13 protein-coding genes and 1 tRNA gene are annotated in these 12705 nt (G+C 62.2%); 4 read left to right on the top strand and 10 right to left on the bottom strand.

Annotation, left to right across the window (positions count from 1 at the left end):
• Positions 1–315 precede the first annotated feature (315 nt).
• On the bottom strand, positions 316–522 hold the full coding sequence (locus ACMGGN_RS03075) for a hypothetical protein (RefSeq protein ID WP_119687634.1): 207 nt from the start codon (positions 520–522) through the stop codon (positions 316–318).
• A 554-nt stretch (positions 523–1076) separates the two neighbouring features.
• Between ACMGGN_RS03075 and ACMGGN_RS03070 the strand changes: the two genes are divergently transcribed.
• Positions 1077–1340, top strand: coding sequence for a hypothetical protein (locus ACMGGN_RS03070; protein WP_323614609.1), 264 nt, complete (start codon positions 1077–1079; stop codon positions 1338–1340).
• Between the two features lie 189 nt (positions 1341–1529).
• Here the strand turns inward: ACMGGN_RS03070 and ACMGGN_RS03065 are convergent.
• The 5 genes from ACMGGN_RS03065 to dapA all read right to left on the bottom strand — a co-directional run bounded on the left by ACMGGN_RS03065 (position 1530) and on the right by dapA (position 5225).
• Positions 1530–1619: transfer RNA gene (locus tag ACMGGN_RS03065), tRNA-Ser, on the bottom strand.
• A 91-nt stretch (positions 1620–1710) separates the two neighbouring features.
• A complete protein-coding gene (gene purC, locus ACMGGN_RS03060; RefSeq protein WP_012315794.1) occupies positions 1711–2421 on the bottom strand; it encodes a phosphoribosylaminoimidazolesuccinocarboxamide synthase in 711 nt (236 codons plus the stop codon).
• A gap of 30 nt (positions 2422–2451) precedes the next feature.
• Entirely contained in the window at positions 2452–3210 is a 759-nt protein-coding gene (locus tag ACMGGN_RS03055) for an MBL fold metallo-hydrolase (RefSeq protein WP_161872647.1), read from the bottom strand.
• Positions 3211–4329 (bottom strand): outer membrane protein assembly factor BamC, encoded by a 1119-nt coding sequence (gene bamC, locus ACMGGN_RS03050; RefSeq protein WP_237860638.1) that lies wholly within the window; start codon positions 4327–4329, stop codon positions 3211–3213.
• 17 nt (positions 4330–4346) lie between these two features.
• On the bottom strand, positions 4347–5225 hold the full coding sequence (gene dapA / locus ACMGGN_RS03045; protein ID WP_012315797.1) for a 4-hydroxy-tetrahydrodipicolinate synthase: 879 nt from the start codon (positions 5223–5225) through the stop codon (positions 4347–4349).
• A gap of 260 nt (positions 5226–5485) precedes the next feature.
• On the opposite strand from dapA, the gene ACMGGN_RS03040 reads away from it, so the two are divergent.
• Both ACMGGN_RS03040 and ACMGGN_RS03035 read left to right on the top strand, forming a co-directional pair.
• Positions 5486–6046 carry a glycine cleavage system protein R gene (locus tag ACMGGN_RS03040; protein ID WP_008097509.1) on the top strand — a complete coding sequence of 187 codons (561 nt, stop codon included), beginning with the start codon at positions 5486–5488 and terminating at the stop codon, positions 6044–6046.
• An 11-nt stretch (positions 6047–6057) separates the two neighbouring features.
• Positions 6058–6531, top strand: a complete 474-nt coding sequence (locus ACMGGN_RS03035; RefSeq protein WP_039605383.1) for a peroxiredoxin — start codon at positions 6058–6060, stop codon at positions 6529–6531.
• Between the two features lie 114 nt (positions 6532–6645).
• Here the strand turns inward: ACMGGN_RS03035 and ACMGGN_RS03030 are convergent, their stop codons facing one another.
• Positions 6646–7716, bottom strand: a complete 1071-nt coding sequence (locus ACMGGN_RS03030) for an AI-2E family transporter (protein WP_046787985.1) — start codon at positions 7714–7716, stop codon at positions 6646–6648.
• A gap of 20 nt (positions 7717–7736) precedes the next feature.
• Positions 7737–7976 (bottom strand): sulfurtransferase TusA family protein, encoded by a 240-nt coding sequence (locus ACMGGN_RS03025; RefSeq protein ID WP_012315801.1) that lies wholly within the window; start codon positions 7974–7976, stop codon positions 7737–7739.
• A 119-nt stretch (positions 7977–8095) separates the two neighbouring features.
• Here ACMGGN_RS03025 and ACMGGN_RS03020 point away from each other — a divergent pair, with 119 nt between their 5' ends.
• Complete coding sequence (locus tag ACMGGN_RS03020; RefSeq protein ID WP_012315802.1) at positions 8096–9532, top strand: M48 family metalloprotease; 1437 nt, start codon at positions 8096–8098, stop codon at positions 9530–9532.
• Between the two features lie 96 nt (positions 9533–9628).
• Here ACMGGN_RS03020 and nadA read toward each other — a convergent pair whose 3' ends face one another.
• Positions 9629–10687: a quinolinate synthase NadA gene (nadA, locus tag ACMGGN_RS03015; RefSeq protein ID WP_119687636.1), complete on the bottom strand. Its 1059-nt coding sequence runs from the start codon at positions 10685–10687 to the stop codon at positions 9629–9631.
• A gap of 298 nt (positions 10688–10985) precedes the next feature.
• On the bottom strand, positions 10986–12494 hold the full coding sequence (locus tag ACMGGN_RS03010) for a YdgA family protein (RefSeq protein WP_174142327.1): 1509 nt from the start codon (positions 12492–12494) through the stop codon (positions 10986–10988).
• Positions 12495–12705: the final 211 nt, after the last annotated feature.

Genomic DNA, 12705 nt, shown 5'->3' with positions numbered 1-12705 from the left:
CTCCCCGGGTATTGCGCACCCACTTTCACGCTTATGCCTGTCGGATCTACGTCATGGCGTTCTGTGCAAGTATTGGGCTTCGCAGATTTCGGACTGCTTACCCCGCCATGCCGCCTCGTATCCGCTTCCTGTTCGTCAGGCCAGCGATTTGCCTCGGGCTTCCTTCAGACTCGCAGTCGCCCGCGAAACCCTTGCCTCTAGCTAGCACTTCCCCTTGCCGGGTGTGCGGGGGACTTTCACCCCTGAGTGAGCGCGCCCTGCCGGGCGCACTGAAAAAAAAAAGCCCGCTCGAAGCGGGCATGTTCAATGCGCTAGTCAGTTTGGCTGTACCCCTTTGATCAGCTGAAGACGCATCGGGTAACCCTGACCGGGCTGTACGACAGTTTCGGACTCAACTGTCTGAAGCACTTTGCCGTCAGCGTCCTTGGTGACTGCAATAGTCTTGCTGTACGAGCTCTGAACAACGCAGCCACTCAAAGCAGCGCTGGCAGCAATGACTGACATAAAAATCAGGTGTTTCATGCGGGCTTCTATCCTTAGGAAAATTGCGGCGCACAATATAGCAATGAGCCACCATCCAGAAAAGGGATTCCCGTACCTTTGAAGAAGGGCTCTGATCCGTTCCGGCAGCCCTCCCGCTAGCGGCGGCATGCACCGGCCTTGGTATCGGGATTAAATCGGGCACAACGAAAAAGCCCCTGAAAACTTATCGTTTTCAGGGGCTTTTTCTACCACGGAAGAATATTCACGCCCGGCACGCCTACGGTCCTACACATTCAACTCCGATTTTTCCCATTCCCTGTAGTCCATTTCCGAATTATATTGCCGGCGCTGCTAACCCATTGCGAGCGCTCGGATTGCGGCCTAGTCTCGGTTCGTCGTTGACACCTCAGCGACCGGCTTTGACAGGCTGATAACTTATCCCGCGCGCATTTACAGCCTATGGCGGCTGTACATGGGGCACATTCGTGTGCGCCGAGTTGCTCCGGGATCCTCGGTCTGTCAACCCATGTACAGCTGCCACCCTCTTGTTTGACAGCAAGCTTGCGGTAGCCCCACTGATCCTGGAGATGTGTATGCGCAAGATAGTCCCCGATCCACCCTCCCCCCTCGATCCCTCGTACATGCTGCAGGACACCCTGGTCCAGACCTCGGAATACGTGATCTGCGCCTTGTCCGTAGCCCGCCAGTCCGTGCGACTGACACCGACCTCGCACAACTCGATCGTGATGAGGGCGGTCATCCATGAAATGGAAGTTGCGCATGCGCTGCTGGAATCAGCGCTGATGCAGTTACACAGGCAAGCGGAGTCGCCCACGGAGCCACAGACAGTGCACTAGGGCCGAGCTACGAAAAATCCGGGAGTGCCGCAAAGGTCGGCCTGGCGCTCTGATCCGATCCGGCAGGCCCCGTCGCTAGCGGCGACAGGGCCCGGCCATGCGCCCGGCGATGCTTTGAGGTTTAACTCGGGCACAACGAAAAAGCCCCTGAAAACTTATCGTTTTCAGGGGCTTTATCTACCACATGTATGGCGGAGAGATAGGGATTTGAACCCTAGGTACTGTTGCCAGTACAACGGATTTCGAATCCGTCCCGTTCGACCACTCCGGCATCTCTCCAATGCCGCGCATCATACCAGCGAATTCTGAAAACGCAAACCTTTATTTTCAAAAAAGCGCGTGGTATCAGGCGCTTGCGTGAATGCGCCGCTTACAGCGGCACGCCCAGGCGCTTGGCAACTTCTTCGTAGGCTTCGATCACATCGCCCAGGCCCTGGCGGAAGCGGTCCTTGTCCATCTTCTTGCGGGTTTCTTTGTCCCACAGGCGGCAGCCGTCCGGGCTGAACTCGTCACCCAGGACGATCTGGCCGTGGAATACACCGAACTCCAGCTTGAAGTCGACCAGCAGCAGGCCGGCGTCATCGAACAGCTTGTTCAGCACTTCGTTGACCTTCAGCGACAGCTTCTTCATCTCTGCCAGTTGCTCGGCGGTGCCCCAGCCGAAAGCGACAACGTGGGATTCGTTGATGAACGGGTCGCCCTTCTCGTCGTTCTTCAGGAACAGTTCGAAGGTGGACGGTTCGAGCTTGATGCCCTCCTCCACGCCCAGGCGCTTGACCAGGCTGCCGGCGGCATAGTTACGCACTACGCACTCGACCGGGATCATGTCCAGCTTCTTGACCAGGCACTCGTTGTCGCCCAGCAGCTTGTCGAACTGGGTCGGCACGCCGGCTTCTTCGAGCTTCTGCATGATGAAGGCATTGAACTTGTTGTTCACCATGCCTTTGCGGTCCAGTTGTTCGATGCGCTTGCCGTCGAACGCCGAGGTGTCGTTGCGGAACAGCAGGATCAAGCGGTCGGCGTCGTCGGTCTTGTAAACCGATTTGGCCTTGCCGCGGTAGAGTTCTTCGCGTTTTTCCATGATTGGGCTCCGCTTGCTTGAGTGGTTGGGCTAGGCGATTTCGCGCCAGTCGAGCCCGTGTTCCTGATTCGCCACCTGGAGCCAGTCCGGGTCGCACCCAAGGGTGTCGACGAAGCACTGGCGGGCCAGATGTGGCAGGTTGTTCTTGCTGCTGAGGTGGGCCAGCACCAGGTGCTGCAGGTTGCTCCACCCCAACTCGTCCACCAGGCGCGCGGCCTGGTGGTTGTTCAAATGTCCTTGCATGCCGCCAACCCGCTGCTTGAGGAAGTACGGGTAGTGCCCGCGGGCCAGCATGTCGCGGCAATGATTGGCCTCGATCAGCAGTGCATCCAGGCCCTGATAGCGCTCAAGCAACAGCGCGTCGTACGAACCCAGGTCAGTGAGCATGCCAAAGCGTCGGCGACCGTCGCTGATGACGTACTGCAGCGGCTCGTAGGCGTCGTGCTCGACCCGCGCCGCACTCACTTGCAGGCAGCCGATACTCAGGCTGTCGCCACAGGCAAGAAAACCGGCCGCCTCCACCGGCTTGCGCATGCCGCGCAATGTGCCCTGGCTGAGGTAGACCGGTACATTGTAGCGCCGCGACAGCAATCCCACCCCATGCACATGGTCGGCATGTTCGTGGGTCACCAGCACGGCGCTCAGTTGTGCAGCCTGCACCCCGAGCAGCGCCAGGCGCCGCTCGGTTTCACGCAGGGAAAACCCGCAATCGACCAGGATGAACGTGTCACCACTGGCGATCAGCGTGCCATTTCCCTGGCTGCCGCTTCCCAGTACCGCGAAGCGCACTTAACCCAGGTGGTCCTGAATGGCACTCAGCACGCGGCGAGCGACATCGGCCGGGGCCACGGTGTTGATGTTCTTCTCGACGGTAACCTGCACGCTTTCGCCAACCTTGCTCAGGCGCACCTGGTAACGCTCGGCGCGGGCTTCAAGCTCTTCCTTGGTTGGCTCGCTGCCAAACATGCGGCTGAAGAAGCCAGGCTGGTTCTGCTTGTCGTCGGGCTTTTCCGACAGGTTGATGTAGTACAGGCCCAGGCTGCGGTTGATGTCTTCCACACGCCATTCGCCACCCTGCTCCAGGGCACGGCCCACGCCGGACCAGGCACGGTCCAGGTCGGCGCCGAGGAACAGCACGGGGTTACCGCTGCCGTCTTCGCTCAGGCTGACGCGGCTCGGCGCATCGAAGTCGCGCGCAGCCAGCAAGGACACCGAACCGCCCTTCTCGGCGCTGCGGTTCATGCTGGCGAGCATTTCGTCGACCAGCAGCGCATCGGCGGCCGTGTTGCTGGACGCGGACGGGAACGCAGGCTCGGCGGTGCTGCCAGCCGGGCGCTCGACACTGACCACATACACCTCGGAGGTGTTGCGTTGTACGCCAGGCTCCATGCGCACACGCACGCGCACTTCGCTGTCACCATTGCTGGCGGTGCTCGCCAGGCGCTGGCCGAGCGATGCCGACAGCTCGTCAAAACGCTGCCAGGTGGTGGTGAACTCGCCCGTCTGCGGGCGCTCTTCGGCAATACGGAAGCCGTTGTCTTCGAAGAACTGATGCGCTACCGGCCAGACTTCGGCCGGCGAACGCTGGGCCAGCACCCAACGGCTGCTGCCGCTGCGCTGCAGGCTGAAATCGCTGACGTCGGCGCCAGCCGACAGCGGTTGCGGACGCGGCACTTCGAACTCGCCCTTGGCGGTATCGTCGGCGACGTTGCGCGGGATCGGCAGCAGCGGGTCAAGGCGCTTGACGTTGCTGGTGTCCTGCGGGAGCTGCATCGGTGCAGTCGGGTGCGCCTGCAGGTAATCGCTGCCGCGGTCGCGGAAATAGCCATCCTCGCCCCACAGCCAGCCACACCCACTGGTGCTGGAAATGATCAGGGCGAGCGCGGAAAGACCAGCCAGTCGCTTCATGCGGTGTACTTCCTCGATTAAACCAGTACGCCGGACTGGCGCAAGGCAGTACGGACTTTTTCGTGACAGCCTTCGCTCAGCCAGGTCAGTGGCAGGCGAATGCCTTTTTGCATCAGGCCCATTTCGACGAGCGCGTATTTCACCGGAATCGGGTTGGCTTCGCAGAACAGGTCTTTGTGCAGCGGCATGAGTTTTTCGTTGATTGCGCGGGCCTTCTCGGCGTTGCCCTCGAGGGCGGCCTCGCACAGGTCGGCCATTTCGCGCGGGGCGACGTTGGCGGTGACCGAAATGTTGCCTTTGCCACCCAGCAGGATCAGCTCGACGGCAGTCGGGTCGTCGCCGGACATGACGATGAAGTCCTTGCTGACGCCATCGAGGATGGCCTTGGCACGGGCCAGGTCGCCGGTGGCTTCCTTGATGCCGATGATGTTGGGCACGGTCGACAGGCGGATCACGGTCTCGGCCTGCATGTCGCAGGAGGTGCGGCCGGGTACGTTGTAGAGGATCTGCGGGATGTCGACGGCTTCGGCGATGTGCTTGAAGTGCAGGTACAGGCCTTCCTGGGTCGGCTTGTTGTAGTACGGCACCACCAGCAGGCAGGCGTCGGCGCCGGCGTCCTTGGCGTTCTGGGTCAGGTGCACGGCCTCGGACGTGGAGTTGGCACCGGTGCCGGCGATGACCGGAATGCGGCCAGCGACCCGCTTGACCACGAACTCGATGACCTCGATGTGTTCTTCGACGCTCAGGGTGGCCGACTCGCCGGTGGTGCCGACGGCGACGATCGCGTGGGTGCCGTTTTCCAGGTGGAAGTCTACAAGTTTGCCGAGGCTGCCCCAATCAAGACGCCCTTGTGCATCCATGGGTGTGACCAATGCCACCATACTGCCCGCAATCATGTAACTGCTCCTGCCGGAAAAAGAGAGCGGTAATGGTACTGGGGGCATCGGCCTTGCACAAGCGAAGCAGGCGGGTGGAGCATTCCCCTCGGCGCCTTATTTCGCTACCCTTGATCCTTTGATCGGTGCAGCGCGGCCCGCCGGGCCGTCGACCTTGCTCCCCGGCCAGCGTCCACGTCCTCGCATGCGAGCCCCGGGCCCTGCCGACAGGAGGCTTTCGCCCGTCCTGTGCCGACCGCTCATCGCTTTAGGAATGCTGCATGTCCACCCCCACCGTCCGCGAACAATTCCTTGTCATCAGTGCCCTGGGCCCCAATCCCATGGAGCTGGCCAACGTCCTCAGCCGCGCTGCCTTCGAGAACCGCTGCGCGGTCGTCACCTCGCGCCTGAGCCGCCATGGCGAGACCAGCGCCCTGGTATTGCAGGTCGGTGGCAGCTGGGACGCCCTGGCGCGCCTGGAGTCCACCCTCCCCGGCCTGGGCAAGAAGCACGGCCTGACCCTCGACGTGGTACGCAGCGCCGACCAGGAGGTGCGCCCGCAGGCCCTGCCTTATGTGGCCTATGTCAGTGCGGCCTACCGCCCGGACATCATCAACGAGCTGTGCCAGTTCTTCCTCGACCACCGTGTCGAGCTCGAAGCCATGACCTGCGACACCTACCTCGCACCGCAGACCGGCAGCAGCATGCTCAACGCCCAGTTCACCGTGATCCTGCCGGCCGGCACCCAGATCAGCTGGTTGCGCGACCAGTTCCTCGACTTTGCCGACGCCCTCAACCTGGACGCGCTGATCGAGCCTTGGCGCCCACAGAACCCCGTTTAAGGAATGCATCCATGGCAGTAGCACTCGACCAACCCGTCGCCGATTTCCAGGCCCAGGCCACCGGCGGCCAGACCGTCAGCCTGGCCGAGCTCAAGGGCCGTCAGGTAGTGGTGTACTTCTACCCCAAGGACAGCACCCCAGGCTGCACCACCGAAGGCCAGGGCTTCCGCGACCAGCATGCAGCGTTCGAAGCGGCCAACACCGTGGTGTTCGGTGTGTCGCGCGACGGCATCAAGTCGCATGAGAACTTCAAGGCCAAGCAGGGCTTTCCGTTCGAGCTGATCAGCGACAAGGACGAGGCCCTGTGCCAGCTGTTCGATGTGATCAAGCTGAAGAAGCTGTATGGCAAGGAGTACATGGGCGTAGACCGCAGCACCTTCCTGATCGACAAGGACGGTGTGCTGCGCCAGGAATGGCGTGGCGTGAAGGTGCCGGGCCATGTGGATGCCGTACTCGCGGCGGCCCAGGCGCTGAACAAGGCTTGAGATTGACTGGGGCTGCTGCGCAGCCCTTTCGCGGCACAAGCCCGCTACAGGGGGTTGCGTTCGTCTGTAGGAGCGGCCTTGTGCCGGGAAAGGGCCGCAAAGCGGCCCCATGCATCACAACATCGGCGCCACAGCAGGTTCCTGCCGCGGCCAGGCATCGAGCACTGCCTTGATCAGCGTCGCCAGCGGGATCGCGAAGAAGATCCCCCAAAAGCCCCACAACCCGCCAAACAGCAACACCGCGCAGATGATCGCCACCGGGTGCAGGCTCACCGCCTCTGAGAACAGCAGCGGCACCAGCACGTTGCCATCGAGCGCCTGAATGATGGCGTACACCGTCATCAGGTAGATGAACTGATCACCCCAGCCCCATTGGAACAGCGCGATCAGCGTCACCGGCACAGTCACCACCACCGCCCCTACATACGGCACCACCACCGACAGGCCTACCAGCAGCGCCAGCAGCGCGGCGTAATTGAGCCCCAGGCTGATGAACGCGATGTAAGTGGCAATACCGCAGATCAGGATCTCGATGCCCTTGCCGCGGATGTAGTTGGCGATCTGCCGGTTCATTTCAGTGCCTACCCGGTTCAGCAAGGTCCGCTGGCGCGGCAGGTAGCCACTGACCCAGCGGCCGATCTGCTCACGGTCCTTGAGAAAGAAGAACACCAGAATCGGCACCAGCACCAGATAGATCATGGCACTGACCAGCAGCGGCAGGCTCGACAGCGAGAAGGTCAGTGCCCATTGGCCGAACTTGCCGATCTCGCCGCGCACCGACTCGATGGCATGCAGCACCTGCTCATCAGACACCAGATGCGGGTAGCGCTCGGGCAGCAGCAACAGCAGCGACTGCCATTTGCCGAGCATGCCCGGCAACTCGTTGAACAAGGTGATCAACTGGTGCCACAGCAACGGCACCAGCACCAGCAGGAACACCGCCAGCGCGCCCATGAACAGGGCGAACACCACCATCACCGCCAGCCGCGTCGGCACCCGAAGGCGCTCCAGGGCATTGACCAGCCCCTGCATCAGAAAAGCCAGCACCATGCCCGCCAGCACCGGCGCGAGCATGCCGCCCAAGGTAAGGACCGCGGTAAAGGCCAGAAACAGCAGGACCGCCAGCACCACCGCTTCCTCATCGGAGAAGTAGCGCTCTATCCAGTCGCGAAGCACTTTGAACATTGACGATCCTTGATTGGGGCTCAGGCCTTGCGCAGCCAGTAGGTATAGGTGCCGGCCTCGGCCATTTCATGCAGCAGCGTATGACCGGCCAGCTGGGCAAAAGTGCGGAAGTCGCGCTGTGAGCCTGCGTCGGTCGCAATCACCTTCAGCACCGCGCCACTGGCCAGACGGTTGAGCTCCATCTTCGCCTTGAGCAGAGGCAGGGGGCAGTTCAGCCCGCTGGCGTCGAGTTCGGCGTCGCAGGTCGGGGTGCTAGTCATCAGGGGTCTCCAAACGTGGGGCAGACGTCTTTGGTAACAGGCTGGCTAGCATACCGCCACTGGTCGCCAACGTGTGAGCGGGCTACAGTAGGGGCTTTGACCCGACGCGAGCTTCGTGCATGAATCTACTGCGCCCTACCCTGTTGACGCTGGCCTGCCTGATGGCCCTACCCGGCCATGCTAGCGACCTGCCTTCACTGGGCGACGCCAGTTCCGCGATCGTCTCGCCGCAGCAGGAGCACCAGCTCGGGCGCGCCTGGCTCAGCCTGCTGCGCGGCCAGGTCAACCAGCTGAACGACCCGCAGCTCAAGGACTACGTCGAAACCACCGTGTACCGCCTGGCCGAAACCAGCCAGCTGCAGGACCGGCGCCTGGAATTCATCCTCATCGACAGCCGTGAGCTGAACGCCTTCGCCGCCCCCGGTGGCATCGTCGGCGTCAACGGCGGCCTGTTCCTCAACGCCCAGACCGAAGGCGAATACGCCTCGGTACTGGCCCACGAACTGGCGCACTTGTCGCAACGCCACTTCGCCCGTGGCGTCGAGGCCCAGCAACGCATGCAACTGCCAATGATGGCGGCGCTGCTGGCTGGTATCGTACTAGCGGCAGGGGGTGCCGGCGATGCTGGCATCGGCATGATTGCCGGCACCCAGGCGGCGGCGATCCAGGAGCAGCGGCGCTTCTCGCGGCAGAACGAGCAGGAAGCCGACCGCGTCGGTATCCAGAACCTGGAAAAGGCCGGTTACGACCCGCGCAACATGCCGACCATGTTCGAGCGCCTGGCGCGCCAGTACCGCTACGACGCCAAACCACCAGAATTCCTGCTGACCCACCCGGTGACCGAATCGCGTATCGCCGACACCCGCAACCGGGCCGAACAGGCCCCCCCGGGCGGCGTCGAGGACAGCCAGCGTTATCAATTGATCCGCGCCCGCGTGGCCCTCATCTACGAAGGCACGCCGGGCCTTGCGGCCAAACGCTTCCGTGCGCAGCTGGACGAAGACCCCAAGCTGGACGCCGCCCGCTATGGTCTTGCCCTGGCACAGATCAAAGGCGGCCAGCTCAACGAAGCGCGTGAGAACCTGAAGCCGTTGCTGGCCAAGGCGCCCAACGACATCACCTACAACCTGGCGCAGATCGACCTGGACATCACCAACAACCGCTTGGCCGATGCGCAGCAGCGGGCGGAGCGCATGCAAGGTTTGTATCCGGGCAACTACCCGCTCAAGCAGGTGCGTGCCGACCTGCTGATCAAGCAGAACAAGCCCGCCGAGGCCGAAAAGGTACTGAACGACCTGCTCAAGAACCGCCCGGATGATCCGGATGTGTGGTACGACATGGCCGAAGTGCGTGGTTTGTCGGGCAACACCATAGGCCTGCACCGGGCTCGGGCAGAGTACTTTACCCTGGTGGGTGACTTCGACCAGGCGATCCAGCAGCTGGATTACGCCAAGCGTCGTGCCGGTAGCAACTTCCCGCTGGCGTCACAGATCGACCAGCGCCAGCGCGAGATCATGGAGCAACGGCGCATGGTGCAGGAGATGATGGGGCGTTAAGGGGGCTGCTTTGCGGCCCAATCGCCGGCAAGCCGGCTCTCACAGGTTCTGCAGCGCTGCAGATATTGTGGGAGCCGGCTTGCCGGCGATTGGCCCTCAGGCGTTACCCGACAGCTTGAGCCGAGCAGCCTGGGTGAAGTCCAGCATGCGGTTCAAAGGCTTGATCGCCTTCGGCACCAGCGCCGGGTCAACGAAAATCTCGTTGCTGCCTTTGCGCAAGCAATCCAGCACCCGCTCCAGGGTATTCATGGCCATCCACGGGCAGTGCGCGCAGCTGCGGCAGGCCGCGCCGTTACCGGCGGTGGGGGCTTCGACGAATTCCTTGTCCGGGCACAGCTGCTGCATCTTGTAGAAGATGCCGCGGTCTGTGGCGACGATGAAGGTTTTGTTGGGCAGTGTCTGCGCGGCCTTGATCAGTTGGCTGGTGGAACCCACCGCATCGGCCAGGTCGATCACTGCCTCTGGCGACTCCGGGTGCACCAGGATCGCCGCATCCGGATACAGCGCCTTCATGTCCGCCAGCTGGCGCGATTTGAACTCTTCGTGGACGATGCAGGCACCGTCCCACAGCAGCATGTCGGCACCGGTCTGCTTCTGGATGTAACGGCCCAGGTGCTGGTCCGGGCCCCAGATGATGGTCTCGCCGTTGTCCATCAGGCTTTCGACGATCTCCAGCGCGCAGCTCGAGGTCACGACCCAGTCGGCCCGCGCTTTGACGGCGGCAGAGGTATTGGCATACACCACCACGGTACGCTCGGGGTGCTGATCGCAGAAGGCCGAGAACTCTTCGACCGGGCAACCGAGGTCGAGCGAGCAGGTAGCCTCCAGGGTCGGCATCAGCACGCGCTTTTCCGGGGTGAGGATCTTCGCGGTCTCGCCCATGAAGCGCACACCGGCGACGATTACCGTCTGGGCAGGGTGGTTCTTGCCGAAACGGGCCATTTCCAGCGAGTCGGACACGCAACCGCCGGTCTCTTCGGCAAGCGCCTGGATAACCGGGTCACAGTAGTAATGGGCAACCAGCACGGCATTCTGCGCCTGGAGCTCGGCAGCAATGGCCGCACGGTATTCGGCCTCCTGCTCGGCTGTCAGCGGGTTGGGCTGCTTGGCGTCGAGGTGGGCCTGAACCAACAGGCGTTCGGATATCTGGGTCATGATCGCTGGACCTGCAGGCGCGCATGCGCGTCAAATCGAGTGTATCACCCGGCCCTGACAGATCGGCTAAGGGCGCCGGACGGCAGGCAAGCCGCCACGGCCCTCTGCGGGCGCGGATTATTATCGGACGCCGAAGGCTACAGACAATCAAGGGATTTCTAAAGCGGTTTTTGTGTGGCCAGTACTGGCCTCATCGCCGGCAAGACAGTTGCCCCCACAGGTGTACACAGGCCATGAGGCTGTAGCCATCCTGCAGAAGCCGGCTTGCCGGCGATGAGGCCGGTACAGGCTCAATCAATCAGCCCTGCGGCTGCATCGCCGCAAAGTGCGCCGCGAGGATCATGGCGAACTCTTCAACGGTCATCTTCTTGCCATTGAAGTCGACCATGCCATCGACGTAGTGCAGGCTAGCCACCACGTCATTGCCCTGCACGGTGGCCATGCCACTCTGCAGCGCCATCATCCCGACCATCTCACCCGCCTGACTGGATTGCATGGCAATCGCCTGGGCATCGGTCTGCCCTTCCAGCAACGCCTGCAAGGTCGCCAGGTCACCCATCATCGGTTTGGACAGCGACAGCTTGCTCTTCACCTGAGTGATCAGCTGCTTGCTCAACTGGTCAGGCGGCAGGTCGAAGGAGGTGGGGCTGGCGAAGTCCATCGACAGGTTGAACCGGCTCTCGCCGTTGGCCGTCTTGAACGAAAGGTTCTCCACCGCCACCTGCGGCTTGGATGCCAACAGTTGCTTCAGGTCGCCCTGAAACTTGGCCTTCTCCTGTTCACCCATCTGGATTTGCGGCATCGGCTGGCCTGCCGCGGCGGCCTGCTCGAACTCCGGCAGATGGGCCTGGTACCACTGCGAGAGCGACTGCAAGGCCGGGGCGTTGAGCGACTTGATGCTGACCGCCATCTGCCCGCTGCCGACTGCGCGGCCATCCCAGCTGATGTCCGCGACCTTGTAATCCACGCGGCCACCGACGGTATCGGGGCCATCGAGGGTTTGCAGGACGTGCTGCTCCAGGCCTTTGAGCAACAGTACCTGCTGCTTGGGCCCCAGCGTCGCCTTGGCTTCGGCCAGCAGCACATCGACGTTACCGACATAGATCGCGTCATGCTGGGTAGCGGCCAGGTTACCGCCGATTTTCAGGCCCTTGAGCTCGAACGTGGCCGGCGGGTGATCATCCCCGACCAGCTTCATTTCGAAGCGATCGGCAGCACCATGGAATTTCGACGCCTTGCCTTCACTGTCGCCACTGATCTGCAGCTGCATACCCGAAAAATCGAGGGTCGTGCCGTTGTCTTCGGCCAGCTTGACCGGCGCCAGGAAGATGCTGCCATCGACACTGCCGTCAAAGCCCAGGCTGGTTTGCGAGCTGACCGGGACCTTGTCGCCGGCGGCGGCGAACCAGGGCGCGGTGAAGTCGTCCTTGTCCAGCGCACTGTTGCTGGCTGCCAGCACCGGCATCAGCCTGAAGGCCTTGACCCGCGACCAAGGGAACGGGCCGTGCTCGATCTGATCGGTTACACCCACATCGAAACTGATCGGCTCACCGTCAGACAGGCGAATGTCACGGACCTTGAGGCGATAGCGTGCGGTACTGGTGAAGAAGTGCTGCTCCAGCGAGGCCACTTCGATGGTCATGCTGCCGCCAACCCCGACAAGGGCCTTCTTCAACTGGGCATTGCCCTGATTGACGGCTTGCTCCAGCTGCGCAGGCAACTGCTTGCCGGTGTACCAGGCGCCAGCGGTGGTTACGACGGCAATGGCGATGGCCAGGCCGGAAAGGATGCCTACTGATTTCTTCATGAATAGAACCGATTGATGTCCATATTGGCGTGTTCGCAGCCATGAGCTGCGGGGGGAGCAGAATAGTATCACTCCCACCCCTTGGACGACGGTCGACACGCGGACGAAATGGGCAATCGAGACCTACCTGACGCTAGCGTGGGAAACTTCCCACTCGTTAAATTTTACGAACATCCGCATCGATCAAAACCGCAAAAAAGCGCGCAAAAAC

Origin of the sequence: Pseudomonas sp. BNK-30, from assembly GCF_047456185.1 — a bacterium.
GTDB classification, from domain to species: Bacteria; Pseudomonadota; Gammaproteobacteria; order Pseudomonadales; family Pseudomonadaceae; genus Aquipseudomonas; species Aquipseudomonas putida_E.
This window is presented reverse-complemented; position numbering and strand designations above follow the sequence as displayed.